Raw genomic sequence first — 19,850 nt, 5'->3', positions numbered from 1 at the left:
GTGAGGCATTAGCGCCAGCGGCGGAAGATCAACGAGGTGTTGACGCCGCCAAAGGCAAAGTTGTTGTTCATCACGTATTCGTGGCTCATGGCCCGGAAACCGCCCTGCAGGTAGTCCAGCTCGCCGCAGCGCGGGTCGACCTGATCCAGGTTGCAGGTGTGCACGTACAGGTCGCGGTTGAGCATCTCGATGCTGAACCAGGATTCCAGCGCGCCGCAGGCGCCCAGGGTGTGGCCGAGAAAGCTCTTCTGCGAGCTGATGGGCATGCGACTGCCGAACAGGCTGCTGGTGGCCTGGGTCTCGGCGATATCGCCCTGTTCGGTGGCCGTGCCATGGCCGTTGACGTAGCCGATGGCCGCCGGGAACAGGGCCGCATCCTCCAGCGCCAGCTCCATGGCCCGGCGCATGGTGCTCTGCTCGGGACGGGTGGTGTGCTGGCCGTCGGCGTTGCTGCCGAAGCCGACGATTTCCGCGTGAATGCGGGCGCCGCGGGCCAGGGCATGTTCCAGTTCTTCGAGCACCAGCATGCCGCCGCCCTCACCAATCACCAGACCGTCGCGGTCGGTGTCGTAGGGCCGCGGGCTGGTGTGGGGCGCATCGTTTTTCAGGCTGGTGGCATACAGCGCGTCGAACACCATGGCCTCGGTGGGGCACAGCTCTTCGGCGCCGCCGGCAAGCATCAGCGGCAGACGGCCGAACTTGATCGCTTCATAGGCGTAGCCGATGCCCTGGCTGCCACTGGTGCAGGCGCTGGAGGTGGGAATCAGGCGCCCGGTGAGGCCGAAGAAGATGCTGATATTGGCCGCGGTGGTGTGGGGCATCATGCGCACGTAGGAGTTGGCGTTGAGCCCTTCGGCCACTGAGTTCAGCAGCATGTTGCCGAAGGCCTTGATCTCGTCGGTGCTGCCGGTGGAAGAACCGCAGGCCACGCCCATGCGCCCGTCCTTGATCGACGGGTCGCCCAGCAGCCCGGCGTCGGCCAGGGCCTGCTCGGCGGCGCCCACGGCCAGGCGCGAAACCCGGCCCATGCTGCGCAGTTGCTTGCGGGTCCAGTGGCCGGGCACCTGGAAGTCATCGATGGGGCCGGCCAGACGGGTATTGAGCTCGCTGAACCTGTCCCACTCGTCCATGCGCCGGATGCCGCTGCGGTTGGCGGCGAAGCGCTCGGCGATGCGGGCCCAGTCGCTGCCCAGGGAGGTGATGCCGGCCATGCCGGTGACGACCACGCGTTTCATCAGCACAGGCCCCCGTTCACCGCCAGCACCTGGCGGGTGATGTAGGCGGCCTCGGCGGACATCAGGAAGTTCACCGCGCCGGCGACTTCTTCCGGGGTGCCCATGCGCTGGGCGGGAATCATCTTCATCAACTCGTCCACCGGCACGTTCTCGTCGAGCATGGCGGTGTCGATCAGGCCCGGGGCCACGCAGTTGACGGTGATCTTGCGCTTGCCCAGCTCGATGGCCAGGGCCTTGGCGGCGCCGATCAACCCGGCCTTGGAAGCGCTGTAGTTGACCTGGCCACGGTTGCCGATCAGCCCCGACACCGAGGTGATGCAGACAATGCGCCCGGCGGCGCGGCGGCGGATCATCGGCATCATCACCGGGTGCAGCACGTTGTAGAAACCGTCGAGGTTGGTGCGCAGCACCTGATCCCAGTCCTCTTCGCTGAGGGCCGGAAAGGCGCCGTCGCGGGTCAGTCCGGCATTGAGCACCACGCCGTAATAGGCGCCATGAGTCTCAACGTCGGCTTCCAGCGCGGCCTTGCAGGCCGCTCGGTCCGACACGTCGAATTGCAGGATGCGGGCGCTGCGGCCCAGGGCCTCGACTTCGCCCTTGACGGCTTCGGCTTCGCTGCGGCCGCTGCGGCAATGCAGCACCAGGTCATAGCCAGCCTGGGCCAGACGCAGGGCGATGGCACGGCCGATGCCACGGCTGGAGCCGGTGACCAGTACGGAGTCAGTCATGACGGGGTTCCTGTAGAAGAGGCAGGTGTTTCATGCAGATAGTCGGCGGCCTGGGGCGGACGGAACACATTCAGGCGCGCGCTGGCGGCAATGCCGGGGCCGCTGAGGTGGCACTCGAACACGCCCATGCCGTTGTCGTCTTCGAGGGAGCGCAGGGCGTGGATTTCCAGGGTGCTGCCGACGGGGAAATGTTCAACGTTGCACTCGAATTTACGGGTGCCCAGAAGAAAACCCAGCTCCACCGGCAAGCCCTGCTGGCGGGCGCGGCAACCGGCGTAGGCGGCGACGCTCTGGGCCATCAGTTCGATGCCGACCCAGGCCGGCAGGCTGCCATCGGCGCGGTTGAACAGGCCGCCGGGGCGAACTTGGAGGCGAGTGCGGATCTGTTCTTCATCAAAGGCCAGGACCTGATCGATGAGGATCATGTCCCCGGCATGGGGCAGCAACTCGGCGAGCGGCCAGTCAATCATGGGGCGTCTCCGATAATCAGGCTGACGTTGTTGCCGCCGAAGGCGAAGGAGTTGCTCATCAGGCGGCGCGGGGCGTGCGGGTCCAGGCGGTCGGCCGGGGTGACCCAGCGCAGTGCCGGCAGGGCCGGGTCGGCCTGGGCGTCCCAGAGGTGCGGCGGCAGTGCCTGGGCGGGGTTCTCGGCGCTCAGGCTGAGCCAGCAGAACGCGGCCTCCAGGGCACCAGCGGCCCCCAGGGTGTGGCCGCTCATGGGCTTGGTCGATGAGCAGGGCACGCCTTCGGGGAACAGCTGCGCCACCGCCAGGCTCTCCATGGCGTCGTTGTGCTGGGTGGCGGTGCCGTGCAGGTTCAGGTAGCCGATCTGTTGTGGCTGCAAGCCGGCACTGTGCAGGGCCAGTTTCATGGCCTGCAAGGCTCCTCGACCGTCGGGGGCCGGGGCGGAAATATGGTAGGCATCGGAACTGGCACCGCCGCCCAGCAGGGCAATGGGCGAGTCACGGCCCGGTTCCTTGCTCATCAGGAACAGCACCGCCGCTTCACCGATGTTGATGCCGTCGCGGTGGCGGGAAAACGGATTGCAGCGCTGAGCGGACACCGCCTCCAGGGCGGTGAAACCGTTCAGGGTGAGCTGGCACAGGCTGTCGACCCCGCCGCACAGCACGGCGTCGCACAGGCCCAGGTCCAGCAGGCGCCGGGCGCTGATCAGGGCCCGGGCGCTGGAAGTGCAGGCGGTGGAAATCACATAGGCCGGGCCGCACAGTTGCAGCCAGTCGGCGAGGAAGTTTGCCGGCGCGCTGAGCTCCTGCTGGCGGTAGTCGTAATCCGCCGGGAATTGCCGGTCCTGCAGATAACGGGCAATGCCGCGACTGGCTTCGTCGATGCCCGAGGTGCTGGTGCCCAGGACGATACCGATGCGGCCACGGCCATAGCGTTGGATCGCCTGGCGGATGTCGTCCTCGATCTGCAGCGTGGCCTCCAGCAGCAATTGGTTGTTGCGGCTGTTTTGCGCCTGGAAGCCACTGGGCATGGGGGCCAGTGGACCGCGTACCGCCGCCACCGGCAAGGTGCGCTCGGGCACCCAGTGGCTTTCGTCGCGCATGCCTGAACAGTCGCCGGCAAACAGGCTGCGGGCGACTTCCTGGCGATTGCGGCCCAGGGCGCAAATCACCCCGAGGGCATTGAGGTAGGCCGTCATGGGGTGGCCTCGGTACTCAGTGCAGTGATGTGGTAGTGCGGGCCTTGAGGCAGGTTCAACTCGAAATCCAGAAGTTGTTGATAGTCAATCCGCCAGCGTGGGCCGAGGGTACGTTGGGTGCCTTGCTGACGGGCGCCCGGGTAGTTGGCGGCCAGTTCCGCCTCGGGTGTGAGGGCGAACAGCAGCGCTGCGAACAGCTCCCGGGCCTCCGGGTTGGGGGGCAGCAGGCCATCGGCCTGCCACCGGCCTGCCACCAGGCGCTGACGGGCCTGGGGAATGCCCAATGGGTCCATCAGCGACCAGCGCAGGTCCGCGCCTTCAGCCTGGATCACCAGCAGCCAGTCCTGGCGTTGGCCATCCGCCTGGCGCTGCACATGCAACTGCAACGGCAACACCAGGGAAGGCGTGCGCTCGGGCAGCGGAGCCTGACTGACGCAAGCGCTCAGCAACAGGACACAACCGAGCAGCAGAGCGCGGATCATGCGGGCAGACCTTCCTCGGTGACCGGGGGATTCAGGGGCTTGCGGGCCACCACATTGACCAGGGTTTCCTCGCGCTGGCCCACCGGCGGCGGCTGGCGCAGGCCGAAGCGCTCCAACAGGCCGAAGTCTTTGGCGCGGCTCCACCACAGGTAAGGATAAGACACGTTCTGCGGGCCGAACTCAAAGCCCTGCCGACGAATCATCTCTAGATACTCGGCGGCGCTTTTCTGTACATGCATCGGATGGCGGAACAGCCAGCGGATCACCCAGGTATCGATGTAGGCCTCGGTGGATTCGGCGAACAGCAGGTAGCCCCCAGGCTTGAGCACCCGGTAGAACTCGGCCAGGGCCTTTTCCTGCTCCACCAGGTGATGGAAGGTCTGGTGGCAGAACAACAGGTCGACACTGGCGTCCGCCAGCTCCAGGGTCGCGCAGTCGCTGCCGATCAGTTCCACCTGCAGTTGCTGGCGCCGGGCTTCCTCGGCGCTGAGCTTGAGGCTGTGGGGGTCGGCGTCGAGGCCGATCAGGCGCTGCGGAGCGAACACCTGGCGCAGGTACTGGAACGACTTGCCCTGGCCGCAGCCAGCATCCAGCAGCACCGGGTGGGCCGGCAGCTCACCATCGAACAGCGAACGCAGGTCATTGATCGCCACCCGCAGCACATGGTGCTGCCAGGTGTGGCTGCGCAGGAACCAGAAGCCGAAGCGGGTTTCCTCGACGTAGCTGGCGCTCAGGTACTGGCTGGATGGTTCGCTCATGCCACGTCCCTCGCACAGACTTGCGACAGAGCCTTGAGCCGGCGCTTGGGCTCGCTGACGAAGGGGTTGCGCTCATCCCAGGCGTAGCCGGCGAGGATCGAGCTGATCATGCGGCGGATTTCCGGCGAGCTGCCCGGGTGATAGATCACGTCCTGGAAGGTGCCGGCGTACCAGCCTTCGACGTAGCAGCGGAAGGTGTCGACGCCGCGCTTGAGCGGTTCGGCGAACTCGCTCTGCCAATCGACGCTCTGGCCTTGTAGCTGACGGTGCAGCACCGCGGCGGCCATGCTCGATGAACGCATGGCGATGGTCACCCCGGAGGAGAACACCGGGTCGAGGAATTCCGCGGCATTGCCCAGCAGGGCGAAGCCCGGGCCGTGCAGGGTGGTGACGTTGGCCGAGTAGCCGCCGATGGTCCGCGCCGGGGTGTCCCACTCGGCGTTTTTCAGGACCTGGGCCAGGCTCGGGGTTTCGTTGATGAAGCCGCGCAAGCAGGCGTCCAGGTCGCCATCGCGCCCGGCGAAGTGTTCGTCGGCGGCCACCACGCCCACCGAGCAGCGGCCGTTGCTGAAGGGGATGCTCCAGAACCAGATGTCGCGGTGTTCCGGGTGGGTGGTGATAAGGATCTTGTTGCGGTCGAAATGCTCGCAGTCGATGCGATCCTCGACATGGGTGAACACCGCCCGGCGTACCGGAAAGTTCGACGGTGCTTCCAGTTCCAGCAGGCGTGGCAGGACCCGGCCGTAGCCGCTGGCGTCGAGGATGAAATCGGCTTCGATGCGGTACTGGCTGCCGTCTTCACGGCGGCAGTCGAGCTGCGGCAACGGCCGTTCCACGTCTACGGCGACAATCTCTTCGCCGTAGCGGATCTCGACCCCTTGCAGGGCGGCCTGGTCGGCCAGCAGCTTGTCGAAGTCGGCGCGCTGCACCTGGAAGGTGGTGGGCTTGCCGTTACTGAAGGTGTCACCAAAATCGAAGGCGCTGTAGTGCTCGCCCCAGGCGAAGGCTGCGCCGTTCTTGAGCTGGAAACCGGCGGCTTGCACCGCCTCCAGCATGCCGGCTTCCTCGACGAAATCCAGGCAGTGGGACAGCAGGCTTTCACCGATGGAGAAACGCGGGAAATGTTGCCGCTCGACGATCAGCACGTCGTGGCCCTGGCGCTTGAGCAGCGCGGCCGCGATGGCCCCCGAGGGGCCGGCACCAATCACCACGACCTGGCGACGTTGCATTTCAACTGTTGGCACTGGGGCTCCTTGCCGGTTCGGCGATGTTCAGGTTCAAGGGGGCCGCGTTTACCGCGGCCGCAGGCGTTCGGTGCATCCCGGCCAGGGCCGGCAGCAGGGTGGCGATCAGGCCCATGAGCATCAGCGCGAAGTACAGCGCCGGGCTGATCAACTGTTGTTGCAGCAGCAGGTTGAGAAAGACGATCTCACTCAAGCCGCGAATGTTCAGCAGCAGGCTTTCCCGCCAGCGGCTGGCGCCCTCGAAGGAGGCGCCGGCCCAGCTCAGGCCCAGCCAGTTGCCCAGCAGCTTGCTGGCAATCGGCAGCAACAGCAGCGCCGCCAGTTGCACCCAGCCGAGGCTGTCCATGGCGCTGTGCACGTTGATCTGCACGATGCCGAACGTCAGGATCAGCGGGATGGCGACCAAGGTCTGCAAGCGGTTCATCCAGGCAGCCTTTAACGGCAGCACCAGCGGCAGCTTGAGGGCGGCCATGCACAACAGGTAGCCGATGCCGAAGATCAGCGCATTGAGCTTGTAGTGCTCGGCCAGCACCAGCAGGCCGAAGAACCCCAGGCTGTGCAGCAGGGGCTGGCGCAGGCCGAGGACCCGCAGCACCAGGGGCAGGCAGGCACCCGCCAGGGGCAGCAGCAGGCTGCTCACCTGCAGGCTGCCCTGGGCCAGGGCGAACAGGGTCCAGCAGGTCAGGTCGATGAGGATCGCGGTCTGCACCAGGCGCCGGGTGGCGGCGGGCGGGTACTGGATGTGTCGCAGGTACAGGTAAAGCACCGGGATTGCGGTAATGGCGAACAGCAGGCCCACCGCCAGGGAGCTGATCCAGGGTTGCGCCGGCAGCAGCCAGAAGGCCGTGGCCAGGCCACAGGCAAAGGGTATGCAGAAGCTCGGCACGGCGATCTTCAGGCTCTGACGGTCCAGGCGCAGGTCGATCACATCACTGAGGATGTGCCCCAGCAGCAGGGCGAAGCTCAGGCCGTAGAGGAACTTGAGCCATTGCGGCGATACCAGCTGCGCGCCGCTGAGCTGCCAGTGGGGTTCGATCCACAGCAGCATCAGCAACGGCAGGCCGAAGGTCGCCAGCAGCAGTTGGCTGACAATCGGAATCAGGCCCAGGTGGCGCCCGATGTAGGTGGCCAGGGCGAACAGGGCCAGGGCCAGCAGCCAGAACAGCAGGATCAGCATGGCGGGTTCTCCGCGGCCGGCGTCGGATGCGGCGTGTGGCCAGCCCAGGGCGCGAGGATGAAGCTGAAGGTCAGCCCCAGGCTCACCGCCAGACCGAAGTTGCTCACCGCCGGGGTGCTGGACACCGCCAGCAGACCGAACGACAGCCAGGTGGTCAGGGCCGCCAGCAAGGTGCCCAGCAGGCTCACGGCGGCGCCACCGATCTGCTCGCGCATGAGGATCGCGTAGTCGACGCTGATGGCCGTCACCAGCAGCAGGCCGAACAGGCTGAACAGGGTCAGCGGCTGGCCCAGCCAGCCGAGGCTGGCCAGGCTGCACAAGGCTGCCAGCAGCGGCAGGGCCACCAGGCGCAAGGCGCCACCGAAACCGAAGGGCAGGATCAGCAGCAGCACGATCAGCACGCAGGACGCCAGCTTGAGTTCGGCGGCGCTGACCTGGGTTGCGGCGAACACGCGGTTCAGCTCGCCCAGGCGATCCACCAGTTGCACCCCTGGCAGGTCATCGGCCTGGACCCGCAGCAGGGCAGCGTCGTTCAGGCCTTGCAGGCTGACCATGGCCGCTACGCCGCTGGCGTTGCTGCCCAGCCACAGCGGGCGATAAGGCTCGGCCAGGGGACCGATGAGCGCGGTATCGATGTCGGCCACGGGCAGGTCCTGCAGTTGTTTCAACTCCGCTTGCAGGGCCGGCAGGGGCACCCCCAGCGCCAGCAGCGGCTGCCAGACGCCCGGCAGTTGCTTGAGGGCCTCGCGCACTTGCTGCTGCTCGGCGGGTTGGCTCACCAGTTGGTCCAGGGACAGGTAGCCCTTGAGCTTGCCCAGGCTCACCAGTTGTTGCAGGCGCAGGTCCAGGGCGCGCAGGCGTTCCAGCAATTGCTGCTGATCGGCCGCGCGCACCAGGAAGAACTGGCTGGTGGGTTGATAACCGGTGATCCGGGCAATGGCCTGGGCCTCTTGCATCAGTTGCGGCGGTGCACCGACCCATTGGCGAATGTCGTTCTTGCTCTCGAGCTGCCACAAACCAGCGGCGCAGAACAGCGCCAACAGGGCCAGCAACGCCGGGCTCGGCACACGCTTGAGCAGCGCGGCGCGCACCCCGAGCAAGGCTTCGGCGACCCGCAGCGGCCATTGCGCCGGACGCAGTTCGACGCCCTTGAGCAGGGCCGGCAGCAGGCACACCGCCGACAGGTAGGCCCCCAGCAGGCCGGCGGCGGAGAACACGGCGATCTGGGTCAGCGCCGGGAATGGGGTCCAGGCCAGGGCCAGGTAGCCGATGCAACTGGTGATCAGGCTCAGGCTCAGCCCGGGCAGGGTCAGGCGCAGGGCCGGCCAGCTGCGCCAGGGTTTCAGGCTCCAGCTCTTGGACAGGTAATGCAGGGGGTAGTCGACGGCCACGCCGATCAGGCTTGAGCCCAGCACCAGGGTCATGACGTGCATGCGCCCGAACAGCGCGACGCAGGCCACGGCGCCGAACAGCATGCCCACCAGCACCGGGACGAAGGCCAGCAAGGCGCGCCAGCGGCGGAAGGCCAGGAGCAGCAGCAAGAGGATGCCCAGAGTGGCGCCCCCGCCAACCCAGGTGATTTCCCGGCTGGCCTGTTGCTGGCCGTTGGCAGCGTACAGCAAGCCGCTGGCCGCCAGCAGTTGTACATCGCTGTGGCCGGCCTGTTCGCGGCTGTGGTCCAGCAGTTCGGCCACCTGCAAGGGCAATTGCAGGTCGAAGGCATTGCCGTTGGTGCGGGCCCGCAGGAGTACCCATTGTTTGCCATCGGCATCGGCCACCAGGGCGCCGCTGCCGATGTCCAATTGCACCGCGCCGTGTTGCGGCTGGCTGTTCTGAATACGTCCGGTCAGGCCCAGCCAGTCATCCTGGCTCGGCACCAGGGAGAAGCCGGCAAAGGGGTCGAAGAGGCTTTGCACGCGCTGCTCGATGAACGCCTGGGGCTGGCTGATCAACTGCTCGCGATCATGGGCCGAGAGCATGGCCAGGCGGCCTTGCAGCAGTTGCTTGCGCAAGGCCGGCAGGTCGGCCTGCAGGTTCCACTGGACCTTCTCGAACAGCCCGCTGGCCTGCCATTGCTCGGCCAGTTGCCGGGCCATGGCCACGGCTTTTTCGCGCTCGGCATGCCCCACCAGCACCAGGATTTCCCGGTTCAGCGGCTCCTGCATGCGCTGTTCGGCCTGCAGCTCCAGGGCGTCCGGGGCGGTGCCGGGCACCAGCTCCATCAGGTTGGCGGACAGGGGCGCGCCGTGGCGCCATTGCCAGGCGCCCAAGGCCAGCACCAGGGCCAGCAGGATCAGGAAGGATCGCGGCAGCCAGCGTTCACTCGGCAAAGTCATGTTGCTCCGCTTCACTCAAGGGTTGGGCACTGCTGCTGTCCTGCATGATCAGCAAGGTACGGTCGCCCTGGGCTTCCAGCAGTTCGATGCGTTGCACCAGCGCGCCACCGTCGATGTTGATCTGGTTAAAGATCTGTTTCAGCAGCAGGGAGCGGGGGATCAATTGCAATTGCCAGTCATCGGCGCTGCCTTGCAGCTTGAGTTCGAAGTCCCGCTGCAGGCCACTGCTGTCGCCTTGCAACACGGCGAGGAACAGGCGGTTCTGTTCGGCACCGGCACTCTTGCCCGGAAGCATCTGCCAGCCGCCGGCATCGCGCCGGGCAATGCCGGTGGCGGTGATGCGGTAGTCCTGCTGCAACGGGGTCTGCAGCAGCCACAGCAGGCCATGGTTTTTCGCCAGGACGAAGTGGCCCTTGCTGGTCAAAGGCTGGGGCAGGGCGCGCAGGTGTTTTTCCTGGATGAAGCGACCGTGGATCACCTCCGGCCGCGACAGCTGGTCGCTCAGTTGTTGCAGATCGAAGGCCTGGGCCAACCCCGGCACACACCACAGCACCAAAACCGTAGGAGCGAGCTTGCTCGCGAACCGCCGCACCAGGGTGCTTAGCCCTGTGCAATGGGCCGACAGACCAACGATCTTCGCGAGCAAGCTCGCTCCTACCCTCATGGCAGGGCCCTGGCAACGGCGTCGGTGAACACCTTGGGCGAGGCCAGCTGCATCTCCCGGCTGGCGATTTCCACCGCCACCTGCACCGAGCTGGCGCGGGTCAGGCGCTCGCCACTGGCCAGGTCGGTGATCAGGTAGTTGATCTTCAGGCGGTTCTCCCACTCCACCAGGCTGGCGCGCACGTTCAGGGTCTGGCCGAACACCGCGCCGCGCACGTAGCGCAGTTGCAGGTCGATCACCGGCCAGGCGTAGCCGGATTCGAGCATCTGGTTGTAGTTGTGGCCGAGCTTGTCCAGGAGGGCGCAGCGGGCGACTTCCAGGTACTTGACGTAATGCCCGTGCCAGACGACATGCATGGTGTCGACGTCGAAGAACGGCACCTGGACCTGGGTGTCGGCGTGGATCACTCCCTTACTGCGCATGCAGCCTCCAGTGTTGTTCGGCGATACGTTGCAGGCACAGGCGCAGCTCGCGCTCCAGGGCGCGGTCCTCGATCACCGGTGGGAAGTCTGCGGCCAGTTGCTGGTGCATGGCCTCCAGGGCCGGTGGCAATGGCCGGGCATCGGCTTCCTGGCGGCGCAGCCAGACGCCCTGGTTGGCTGCGAGCAAGGTGGCCGCGGCCACTTGCTCGGTGAGCTCCAGCACGCGGATCGCGTCGCGGGCAGCGATGGTGCCCATGCTCACCTTGTCCTGGTTGTGGCACTCGGTGGAACGGGAGAACACGCTGGCCGGCATGGTGTTTTTCAGGGCTTCGGCAGTCCAGGCGCTGGCGCCGATCTGCACCGCCTTGAACCCGTGATTGAGCATGGCGCGTTCGGCGCTGGCGCCGGACAGGTTGCTCGGCAGGCCGTGGTTGTAGCGCACGTCCACCAGCAGCGCCAACTGCCGGTCCAGCAGGTCGGCGACGTTGGCCACCAGGTTCTTCAGGCTGTCCATGGCGAAGGCGATATGCCCGCCATAGAAGTGTCCGCCGTGCAGCACGCGTTCGGCCTCGGCGTCGATGATCGGGTTGTCGTTGGCGCTGTTGAGTTCAGTTTCGATAAAGCCCCGCAGCCAGTTCAGGCTGTCGGCCAGCACGCCGAGAACATGGGGCGCGCAGCGCAGCGAGTAACGGTCCTGCAGGCGGTGCAGGGGCGCGGTCGGTGCGTCGATGGCCAGGTCCTGGCGCAGCCACGCGGCCACTTGCATCTGCCCCGGGTGCGGCTTGGCGGCGAACAGGCGTTCGTCGAAGTGCTCCGGGTTGCCTTGCAGGGCCACCACGTTGAGGGCGGTGATGCGGGTGGCCAGGTGCAGCAGGTAATCGGCCCGGGCAAAGGCCAGGCAGGCCAGCCCGGTCATCACTGCGGTGCCGTTCATCAGCGCCAGGGCTTCCTTGGGCCGCAGCACCAGGGGCTCCCAGCCCAGCTCGCGGTGCACGTCGGCGGACTCACGACGCTCGCCGCGGAACAGCACCTCGCGTTCGCCGGACAGGGTGGCCGCCACGTAGGACAGCGGCGTCAGGTCGCCGCTGGCGCCCACCGAGCCCTCTTCCGGGATCAGCGGCAGGATGTCCTGGTCGAGGAAGGCCTGCAGGCGCTCCAGCAGTTCCACCCGGACCCCGGAAACCCCGTGGCACAGCGACTGCAGGCGTGCGGCCAATACGGCGCGGGTGGCTTGGGCGTCCAGCAGCTTGCCCAGGCCGCAGCCATGGAAGGTGTACAGATGACGCGGCAGGGCCTCGACATGCTGCAGCGGCACCGCCACCACACACGAGTCGCCGTAGCCGGTGGTCACGCCGTAGATCACCCCTTCCTTGTCCAGCAGGGAGTCGAGGAACTGCGCACCCTTGGCAATCCGCTGGCGCCAGGCGGCGTCGCTTTGCAGGCGCGTCGGCACCTGGCGGTTGGCCAGGGCCAGCACGTCTTCGATGCGCAGGGGGTGTTCGCCGAAGGTTACCGGCTCATGGGTCGAGGTCGTCATCGGTCTTCCAGAATGGGTAAAAGTTGAACCATTGTTGCGGTGCCTGCAGGCAGTACTGGCCCAGGCGCTCGGCGTAGCGTGCGGTCCACTGGGCGATCACCTGCTGGCGGTCATTGCGCTTCCACTGCACGGCCTCGGCGAAGGGCTCGAGGATCACTTGGTAGCGGCCCTGCTGTTTCAGGCACAGCAGCAGGTTGACCGGGCACTTGAGCAGCCCGGCCAGCAGCCAGGGGCCCTGGGGAAAAGCGGCCTGATGGCCGAGGAAATCCACCCGCACGTTGCGCCCGCCGTGCAGCGGTACGCGGTCGCCGGCAATCGCCAGCCACTCGCCGCGATCCAGGCGCTGGCTCAGTTGCAGCATGATCGCCGGGTCTAGCTCGCTGACCTGGATCAGCCGCAGGTTGCTGGCCCCGGCCTCGCCCAGCAGGCGGTTGAAGCGTTCGGCGTGCTTGGTGTGCACCAGCACGTTCATGGTCACTTGCTCGCCCAGCTCGGCCAGGGCCCGGCAGACTTCCAGGTTGCCCAGGTGCGCGCCCACCAGCAGCTGTCCGCGTTCCCCGCGCAGCTGATGGCGCAGCTGCGCCGGGTCGACGATTTCGATCTGTTCGATGCGCAACTTGCCGTTCCACACATCGAGCTTGTCCAGCAGGGCATCGGCAAAGGCCATGAACTGGCCGAACACCCGCCAGTGGCTGGGGCGCAACTCATCGCGCCCGCTCCATTGGGCCAGGCGCTGCTGGTACTGCCAGATGCTGCGGCGGGCGCGGCGGCCGAACAGGAAGAAGTAGAAGACTATGGCGTACAGCACCGGGCTCAGCACCCGGCGCCCCAGCACCCGTACACCGAAGGCGGTGAGCTTCATCAGCCAGAAGCTGCCGCGCTCCTGATGGCCGGCCCAGTGTTCGCTGCCGGGCTCCTTGGGTTGCTCCAGGCTCATGAACGCCACCGGCGCCAGAGGATCAGCGGCAGGCGCAGCAACATGCCGAAGAACAGCTTGGCGTGCATCTTGGAAATCAGCGCGTTGTCGTGGAACAGGCGAAAGTGCGAGAGGCCGTCCTGGGGGTAGTGCACCCGGGTCGGCAGCCAGTGCATGGGCTGGTTGCGCCAGGACAGGCGCACCAGGATCTCCGGGTCGAAGTCCATGCGCCGCCCCAGTTGCACCGAGTCCAGCAGGGCCAACGTGGCGGGCAGGGGATAGACTCGGAAGCCGCACATGGAGTCCGGGATCTGCAGCGACAGGCTGTTGATCCAGACCCAGACGTGAGTCAGGTAGCGGGCGTACAGGCGCCCCTTGGGCACGCTGGCGTCGTACTGTGGATAACCGCAGATCAGCGCCTCGGGATGGGCCTGTGAGCGTTGGATGAAGTGATCCACATCCGCCAGGTCGTGCTGGCCGTCGGCGTCCACCTGCAAGGCGTGGCTGAAGCCCAACTGAGCGGCTTCGCGCAGGCCGGCCATGACTGCGCCGCCCTTGCCCTGGTTGATGGCCAGGCGAATCAGGAACACCTGCTCGCGCTCGGCCAGTTGTTCCAGCACCGCCGCACAGGCCGGGCTGCTGGCGTCGTCCACCAATACGCAGGGCAGGCCCCGGGCCAGGAGCGCGTCGACCACGGCGGGCACGGCGGTTTCATGGTTGTAGACCGGAATGACGGCGCAGGGCTTGTGGGTCGGCGCTGGACCCTTGGCTGGCAAGCCAGCGCCTGCAACCGCGAAGTGGGAGGCGTTATCCACAGCTGGCCTCCAGGATGATCCGCCCGCTGGAGCAGGGGGCGCCGTCATTCAGGAAGGCGAAATACAGTTTCTGGCGCTGTGCGTCGAAGCGCAGGTTGAGCTGGATGCGGTCGCCGGGGCGCACCAGTTGCTGGAACTTCAGCACTTCCATGCCGGCGAAGCGGCCTGGCAGATCAAGCAATTGCTGACCCAGGGCCAGGGCCCAGTCCACTTGCACCACCCCCGGTAGCACCGGAGTCTGGGGGAAGTGCCCGCTGAAATAGGCCAGGTCTGGCGGAATTGCCAGTTGCAGTTGCCACTCTTCTGCGTGCTGCACCTGCTCCAGTACCTCCGGCGTTTGCGGACGCGGCGCCAACAGCAGGGCCTGGACCTCGGTCTGGGGCAGCTTGCCCTGGTTGTTCAGGGGCATTTGCCGCAGCAGGCGCCAGCGCCGGGGCAGGGCCAGGGCTTCGCAATGCCCGGCCAGGTGCTGGCGCAGGGCCTGGGTCAGGTGGCGTCGGCCCTGGTTGCGCAGGGCATGCAGGCCGGACTCACTGAGTACCAGCAGGGCGCCAAGGTAGGCGCGGTTGTCTTCGATCACCCCCAGGCGCGCTTCCGCGACCCAGTCGTGCTGCTCCAGGGCCTGTTCGAGCATCGGCAGGGAGATGCGTTTTTCTTCCAGCTTGACGATGCGGTCCAGGCGGCCCAGCAGCTCGAAACGGCCGTCGGCGGCGATGCGCGCGGCATCGGCCGTGTGTTCGACATGCCCGGGCGGCAGGTAGGGCGAGGCGATCAGCAGTGCGCCGTCGCTGTCCTGGCTCAGGTGCACCTCGGCAAAGGGCTGCCACAGCTCTGGCCCCTGGCGCCAGGCGATACCACCGGTTTCCGAACTGCCGAGGATCTCCGTCGGCCATTGCTGCAGGCGCTGTTGCAGCCCGCTGGCGGCCTCGGCAGGCAAGGCGCCGCCGGAGGAGAACACCCGGCGCACCGGGCTCAGGGCCGGCCAGTCGAGGTTGTCGCCCATGCGCTTGAGCAGCGCCGGGCTGGCCACCCAGGCGAATGCCGGGCATTCGCGGCTGGCCCGTTGCAGGTCTTCGGGGAACGGCAATTGACGGCGCACGAAGGGACGCCCGGCGCACAGCGGCCAGAGCACGCGGAACAGCAGGCCATAGATGTGCTGGGTGGCGACGCTGCCGATGATCCAGGCCGGGCCCAGGTCGGCGCCCCACAGGTGCTCCAGGGCCTGGACCTCGTTGGCCAGCTGGCGCAGGTTTTTCTCGATGCGCTTGGGTTCGCCGCTGGAGCCTGAGGTGCACAGGCTCAGTTGGCAGGCGTCCAGGTCCAGCTCCGCCGGTTCCAGCGGCGCAGCCTGCAGTGGCTGCAAGGGCGGGTCCTGGTCGGTCAGCCACAGGTCGACGTCCGCCGCCCAGCGCTGGCGGGTCTGGGCCTGCAGGTCGGCGGGCAGCAACACACTGACCCCGGCGCGCCAGGCACCCAGCAGGGCCACGGCCAGGTCGACGGCATCTTCCAGATGCAGCGCCAGGCGTCGCACGCCGCGCGCTTGCAAGGCCGCGGCCAGGCCCAGGGCCCGGGTCTGCAAGCCTTCCAGGTCGATATCGGGGTGGGCGCTGACCACCCGCGGTGCTTGGGTCCTGAGCAATAGCCGCTCAAGGGCAATCCAGTTCATCTACGGCCTCGTACCCGTTGTCGTAAAAGCCACTCAATGGCAAACAGCAAACCCATCAGCCCGTAGGCGATCAGGCCGTTGTACAACGTCCACCAGCTCAGCGGCGCCCAGAGGGTCAGGGCCGCGGCGATTACTCCGTTACAAAGGAAAAACACACTCCAGGCGATGGTCACCTGGCGGGTATAACGTATGGCTTTTTCCGGCAGGTCCGGCTCGCCAAGGCGCGCCAGGCGCTCCGCCACCGGCGGGCCGTACTTCAGGCTCAGGCTGAACAGGCCGAGCATGAAGCTGCTGATCAGCACCGGGTACCAGCGCAGCAGCGCCGGGTGGTCGAACCACGCCAGCAGCAGGCAGAAGACGAGCGCCGCGGCTGCCATCCACAGGCTGCCGGGACGACGTTCCCCGGTCAGCGCCCGGGCCAGCCACAGGCCGCCCAGCAGCAGGCCGAATTGCCACGGAGCGAAGTGCTCCATACCGAAATACACCGCAAAGGGGTAAAGCAGGCCGGCCAGCAACAAGCCCAGGCCGATCAGCCGGCTCATGCGGCCGGCTGGACCAGACGGTAGACCGCCTCGACCACGTCATTGACGGTACGCACCGACTTGAATTCCTCGGCGGCGATTTTCTTGCCGGTCTGACGCTTGATGTGGTCGATCAGGTCGACGGCGTCGATGCTGTCGATTTCCAGGTCCTGGTACAGGTTGGAATCCAGGCTGATGCTGTCAGGCTCAAGCTCGAAGAGTTCGACCAGGGCATCGCGCAGGGTGTTGAAGATGTCGTCACGGGTTTGCATGGTCGGTTCTCAAGCTGCCTGTTTTGCAGTGACGAACGCCGCAAGGCTCGCCACGTTACTGAAGTGGTTGCGGGTGTCCTTGGCGTCGGCATCGATCTTGATACCGTACTTTTTCTGGATCGCCAGCCCCAGTTCCAGGGCGTCCACCGAGTCCAGGCCGAGGCCTTCGCCGAACAGGGTCTGATCGTTGCCGATGTCCTGGGCACTGATGTCTTCGAGGCCCAGGGCGTCGATGATCAGCAGTTTGATTTCAAGCATCAGATCCGGGTGTGTATCGCTCATCTCTGGCGAGCTCCTTGATGAAATAGTGGTGCAAGTGCTCATTGAGCTTGCGCGACGCCTGAGGCGCGGGGCCTTGGGCGGCAAAGGTCTGTGGGTCTATATCGGCACCGACGTGAAAACTGAAGTGCACACGGCGTTGCGGAATGCGATACCAGGGCTCGGCCTTGGTCAGGGTGGTGGGGCTGACCTTGATCACCACCGGGGTAATGATTTTCGCACCCCGCAGGGCAATCGCCGCGGCCCCCCGATGAAAGGCGGGAGCGGCGCCCGGCTGGGTACGGGTGCCTTCGGGAAAGACGATCAGGGTCTGGCCTGCTTGCAACGCCCCGGAGGCGCTGTCGAGCATGTCCATGCTGCCGTCGTTGCTGATGTACTGGGTGGCGCGCACCGGGCTGCGGGTGAAGGGGTTGTCCCAGAGGCTTTGCTTCACCACGCAGTTGGCATCGCGCACCAGACCGATCAGGAACACCACGTCGATCAGCGACGGGTGATTGGCGATGATCATCTGCCCCGGACGGCCGAGCAGGTGGGCGCCCTGGACTTCGTAGGTGAGCACGCCGCTCTTGGCCATGAAACGGATGAACAGCCAGAACAGCCGACTGACGGTCCGGCGTGCGCGCCGGCTATGGCTCGCGGCGTCGCCGGGCAGGCAGGCCAGGAGCGGGAAAATCACCAGGCGCAGGCACAAACCACCTATTCCGAACAGTGCAAAGCTCAGACCGGTGGCCAGCAGGCGCCAGTAGTAGGCATTGCGGCCCTTGGCGCTCAGTGGTTGCGTTGCCAGGTCCATACACGATTCATCCAGGCATGTTGGCAAAAGGTCTGCGAGCCAAGCAGGGTTCGCAGCAGGTTCAGGGCATGGGGCCACTGGGTCTTGGGGATTTGACCGTCGTGGCTGTCCAGGGACAGTTGCCAGTCGTCGCCTGGGGTCAGCAACAGACCCAGGGCATAGGGAAATGGCACGTCGTCGATCCAGCTGGCGTAGGCCTCGGGCGGCTGTTCCTCGGTGATCACCAGCAGTACATGGGGAGCGCCGTCCGCCAGCAGGGTGGCGGCTTCCAGCAGGCCGTGTTCCAGGCCGTCGCCGGCGGCGGCCAGGGCGGTCATTTCACTGGTTTCGCCGCGCATGATCGACCACAGGCCGATCACCGCGTTGTGCACCGAGAGGCTGAACTGGGTGGGCGACAGCGGCTGCTCGGCGGCCAGGTCGCTGAGGATCTCGAAGGTTCGCGGGGTTTCGCCGTGCCGGGAAATGAACACCAGCGGCAATTGCTCGAGGCCTTCGGCCAGGGGCCAGCCAACGCTGAAAGCCATGCGCGCCAGGCGACTGAGACGGCGGCGCTGCATGGCAGGCAGAAAAGACACATCGGGAGCGGCATCGCTGCTCTCAGGCAGGCTCGGCTGACGGCTCCAGGCCTGCCAGGCGTCCACGCTTTCGAGCCCAGGGGCCCATGCACGCCATTGAGCGATGTTGAACTTGATCACTTGATTTCATCCCGCCCCTGCGGGCTTCCTTGACGCGGTGTATCGCTTCGATTGGCGATTGACCTGGATGACGCGAAGGCGTCAGTGGCGCGCATTATCCCGGTGCGACTGGCTTGTAGCAAATGCTGCTTGGGCTGTTGGTCGCAAAAGCGTCGAATCTGCCGCGATCATGGGTGTCTATTTGCCACTATCGAGTTTCCTTTACGCCCCGATCCCTCGCCGCCGAGGCTTTGCATCGCCTGTTCCAGGGGTGGCGGAGGTTGGGAAACTCTTGTGTTGCCGAGGTAGCTAACGGGCGCGGAGGACTACTACACTCGGTGATCTTTGATACACGGAGGTTTAGACATGCGGCGAGTGGTGTTCAATCAGAAAGGTGGCGTGGGCAAGTCCAGTATTGCCTGCAATCTGGCGGCGGTCAGCGCCAGCGAGGGGTATCGCACCTTGCTGGTGGATCTGGATGCCCAGGCCAACTCGACCCAGTACCTCACCGGCCTGACCGGCGATGACATTCCCATGGGCATTGCCGATTTCTTCAAGCAGACCCTGTCTTCCGGGCCCTTCTCGAAAAAGAACCAGGTGGATATCTACGAGACGCCGTTCGACAACCTGCATGTGGTGACCGCCACCGCCGAGTTGGCGGATCTGCAGCCCAAGCTTGAGGCCAAGCACAAGATCAACAAGCTGCGTAAATTGCTGGACGAATTGGCCGAGGACTATGACCGGATCTATCTCGACACCCCGCCGGCCCTGAATTTCTATGCGGTTTCGGCGTTGATCGCCGCTGATCGGGTATTGATTCCTTTCGACTGCGACAGCTTCTCCCGTCAGGCGCTGTACGGCCTGCTGGCGGAGATCGAAGAGTTGAAGGAAGACCACAACGAGGACCTGCAAGTCGAGGGGATCGTGGTCAATCAGTTCCAGGCTCGGGCCAGCCTGCCGCAACAGATGCTCGACGAACTGATCAGCGAGGGGTTGCCGGTGCTGCCGGTGTACCTGGCCAGCTCGGTGCGCATGCGTGAATCCCACCAGGCCAGCCTGCCGCTGATCTATCTCGATCCGCGACACAAGCTGACCCAGCAATTCGTCGATCTGCACAACCTGCTGGAAAACGCCTGAACTCAGCGCCGCGGTGGCAGGAGTGCAAGTCTCCTGTCAGGGCGTGTTCAGATGCCCTGGCTGCGCAACCAGCCCAAGAGTTGCGGCAAGGGCAGGGCGCCGCTCTGGCGGGCCACTTCCCGGCCGTTCTTGAACAGGATCAGGCTGGGAATCGAGCGAATGCCCAATTGCCCCGAGAGCTGCGGGTTGGCTTCACTGTCCAGCTTGGCCAGCCGGCACTTGCCACTGAGCTGCGCGGCGGCCTGCTGGAAGATCGGCGCAAAGGATTTGCACGGTCCGCACCAGTCAGCCCACACATCCACCAGTAACGGCAGGTCGCCCTTGATCTGGCTGGCGTAGTCGCCCTGTTGCAAGTCAAAGGGTTTGCTCAGCAACACCTCGGCCTTGCAGCGCCCGCACTTGGGCTGATCGCCCAGGCGCTCGGCGGGAATGCGGTTGAGGCCGTTGCAGTGAGGGCAGGGGATCAGCAGTGGCTCGGACATGGTTGGGCTCCGCAAACAGGGTAGAGCGCCTTAAATGGCGGCGCCCGGG

22 protein-coding genes are annotated in these 19,850 nt (G+C 66.0%); 1 reads left to right on the top strand and 21 read right to left on the bottom strand.

Features of this window, described 5'->3' with window-relative positions:
- Positions 1-8: 8 nt before the first annotated feature.
- The 20 genes from PQT43_RS15275 to PQT43_RS15180 are packed head-to-tail and all read right to left on the bottom strand — an operon-like array spanning position 9 to position 18,203.
- Positions 9-1,235 carry a beta-ketoacyl-ACP synthase gene (locus PQT43_RS15275; RefSeq protein WP_102882075.1) on the bottom strand — a complete coding sequence of 409 codons (1,227 nt, stop codon included), beginning with the start codon at positions 1,233-1,235 and terminating at the stop codon, positions 9-11.
- Positions 1,235-1,963, bottom strand: a complete 729-nt coding sequence (gene fabG / locus PQT43_RS15270) for a 3-oxoacyl-ACP reductase FabG (RefSeq protein WP_102862814.1) — start codon at positions 1,961-1,963, stop codon at positions 1,235-1,237. Before fabG ends, PQT43_RS15275 begins: the two co-directional genes overlap by 1 nt.
- On the bottom strand, positions 1,960-2,433 hold the full coding sequence (locus PQT43_RS15265; protein ID WP_102862815.1) for an ApeP family dehydratase: 474 nt from the start codon (positions 2,431-2,433) through the stop codon (positions 1,960-1,962). The genes fabG and PQT43_RS15265 overlap by 4 nt, the downstream gene beginning before the upstream one ends.
- Complete coding sequence (locus PQT43_RS15260) at positions 2,430-3,626, bottom strand: beta-ketoacyl-[acyl-carrier-protein] synthase family protein (protein ID WP_102862816.1); 1,197 nt, start codon at positions 3,624-3,626, stop codon at positions 2,430-2,432. Before PQT43_RS15260 ends, PQT43_RS15265 begins: the two co-directional genes overlap by 4 nt.
- Entirely contained in the window at positions 3,623-4,108 is a 486-nt protein-coding gene (locus PQT43_RS15255; RefSeq protein WP_110595401.1) for a DUF3261 domain-containing protein, read from the bottom strand. The genes PQT43_RS15260 and PQT43_RS15255 overlap by 4 nt, the downstream gene beginning before the upstream one ends.
- Entirely contained in the window at positions 4,105-4,866 is a 762-nt protein-coding gene (locus tag PQT43_RS15250) for a class I SAM-dependent methyltransferase (RefSeq protein WP_102882073.1), read from the bottom strand. The genes PQT43_RS15255 and PQT43_RS15250 overlap by 4 nt, the downstream gene beginning before the upstream one ends.
- Positions 4,863-6,110, bottom strand: coding sequence for an NAD(P)/FAD-dependent oxidoreductase (locus PQT43_RS15245; protein WP_170004049.1), 1,248 nt, complete (start codon positions 6,108-6,110; stop codon positions 4,863-4,865). The genes PQT43_RS15250 and PQT43_RS15245 overlap by 4 nt, the downstream gene beginning before the upstream one ends.
- Positions 6,097-7,287, bottom strand: a complete 1,191-nt coding sequence (locus tag PQT43_RS15240) for a sodium:proton antiporter (RefSeq protein WP_272754232.1) — start codon at positions 7,285-7,287, stop codon at positions 6,097-6,099. Before PQT43_RS15240 ends, PQT43_RS15245 begins: the two co-directional genes overlap by 14 nt.
- Positions 7,281-9,623 (bottom strand): MMPL family transporter, encoded by a 2,343-nt coding sequence (locus PQT43_RS15235; RefSeq protein WP_267269265.1) that lies wholly within the window; start codon positions 9,621-9,623, stop codon positions 7,281-7,283. Before PQT43_RS15235 ends, PQT43_RS15240 begins: the two co-directional genes overlap by 7 nt.
- A complete protein-coding gene (locus tag PQT43_RS15230; RefSeq protein ID WP_110651006.1) occupies positions 9,607-10,287 on the bottom strand; it encodes an outer membrane lipoprotein carrier protein LolA in 681 nt (226 codons plus the stop codon). The genes PQT43_RS15235 and PQT43_RS15230 overlap by 17 nt, the downstream gene beginning before the upstream one ends.
- A complete protein-coding gene (locus PQT43_RS15225) occupies positions 10,284-10,709 on the bottom strand; it encodes an acyl-CoA thioesterase (protein ID WP_102862823.1) in 426 nt (141 codons plus the stop codon). Before PQT43_RS15225 ends, PQT43_RS15230 begins: the two co-directional genes overlap by 4 nt.
- Entirely contained in the window at positions 10,699-12,246 is a 1,548-nt protein-coding gene (locus PQT43_RS15220) for an HAL/PAL/TAL family ammonia-lyase (RefSeq protein ID WP_102882068.1), read from the bottom strand. The genes PQT43_RS15225 and PQT43_RS15220 overlap by 11 nt, the downstream gene beginning before the upstream one ends.
- Positions 12,227-13,183, bottom strand: a complete 957-nt coding sequence (locus PQT43_RS15215) for an LpxL/LpxP family acyltransferase (protein ID WP_102882067.1) — start codon at positions 13,181-13,183, stop codon at positions 12,227-12,229. Before PQT43_RS15215 ends, PQT43_RS15220 begins: the two co-directional genes overlap by 20 nt.
- Entirely contained in the window at positions 13,180-13,938 is a 759-nt protein-coding gene (locus PQT43_RS15210) for a glycosyltransferase family 2 protein (protein WP_102882201.1), read from the bottom strand. Before PQT43_RS15210 ends, PQT43_RS15215 begins: the two co-directional genes overlap by 4 nt.
- A 31-nt stretch (positions 13,939-13,969) precedes the next feature.
- A complete protein-coding gene (locus tag PQT43_RS15205; protein WP_267269266.1) occupies positions 13,970-15,643 on the bottom strand; it encodes an ApeI family dehydratase in 1,674 nt (557 codons plus the stop codon).
- Positions 15,640-16,185 (bottom strand): hypothetical protein, encoded by a 546-nt coding sequence (locus PQT43_RS15200; RefSeq protein WP_110651002.1) that lies wholly within the window; start codon positions 16,183-16,185, stop codon positions 15,640-15,642. Before PQT43_RS15200 ends, PQT43_RS15205 begins: the two co-directional genes overlap by 4 nt.
- Positions 16,182-16,436: an acyl carrier protein gene (locus PQT43_RS15195; protein WP_016962653.1), complete on the bottom strand. Its 255-nt coding sequence runs from the start codon at positions 16,434-16,436 to the stop codon at positions 16,182-16,184. Before PQT43_RS15195 ends, PQT43_RS15200 begins: the two co-directional genes overlap by 4 nt.
- Before the next feature lie 9 nt (positions 16,437-16,445).
- Complete coding sequence (locus PQT43_RS15190; protein ID WP_011058851.1) at positions 16,446-16,718, bottom strand: phosphopantetheine-binding protein; 273 nt, start codon at positions 16,716-16,718, stop codon at positions 16,446-16,448.
- Positions 16,687-17,508 (bottom strand): lysophospholipid acyltransferase family protein, encoded by an 822-nt coding sequence (locus PQT43_RS15185; RefSeq protein WP_102862828.1) that lies wholly within the window; start codon positions 17,506-17,508, stop codon positions 16,687-16,689. Before PQT43_RS15185 ends, PQT43_RS15190 begins: the two co-directional genes overlap by 32 nt.
- Positions 17,484-18,203 (bottom strand): beta-ketoacyl synthase chain length factor, encoded by a 720-nt coding sequence (locus tag PQT43_RS15180; protein ID WP_102882065.1) that lies wholly within the window; start codon positions 18,201-18,203, stop codon positions 17,484-17,486. The genes PQT43_RS15185 and PQT43_RS15180 overlap by 25 nt, the downstream gene beginning before the upstream one ends.
- A gap of 345 nt (positions 18,204-18,548) precedes the next feature.
- Here PQT43_RS15180 and PQT43_RS15175 point away from each other — a divergent pair, with 345 nt between their 5' ends.
- The gene (locus tag PQT43_RS15175; RefSeq protein ID WP_102882064.1) at positions 18,549-19,319 is read left to right on the top strand and encodes a ParA family protein; all 771 of its coding nucleotides are present in this window, start codon (positions 18,549-18,551) and stop codon (positions 19,317-19,319) included.
- A 47-nt stretch (positions 19,320-19,366) separates the two neighbouring features.
- Here PQT43_RS15175 and trxC read toward each other — a convergent pair whose 3' ends face one another.
- A complete protein-coding gene (gene trxC / locus PQT43_RS15170; protein ID WP_102882063.1) occupies positions 19,367-19,801 on the bottom strand; it encodes a thioredoxin TrxC in 435 nt (144 codons plus the stop codon).
- Positions 19,802-19,850: the final 49 nt, after the last annotated feature.

Source organism: Pseudomonas sp. BLCC-B112, from assembly GCF_028550695.1.
Taxonomy (GTDB): domain Bacteria; phylum Pseudomonadota; class Gammaproteobacteria; order Pseudomonadales; family Pseudomonadaceae; genus Aquipseudomonas; species Aquipseudomonas danubii.
This window is presented reverse-complemented; position numbering and strand designations above follow the sequence as displayed.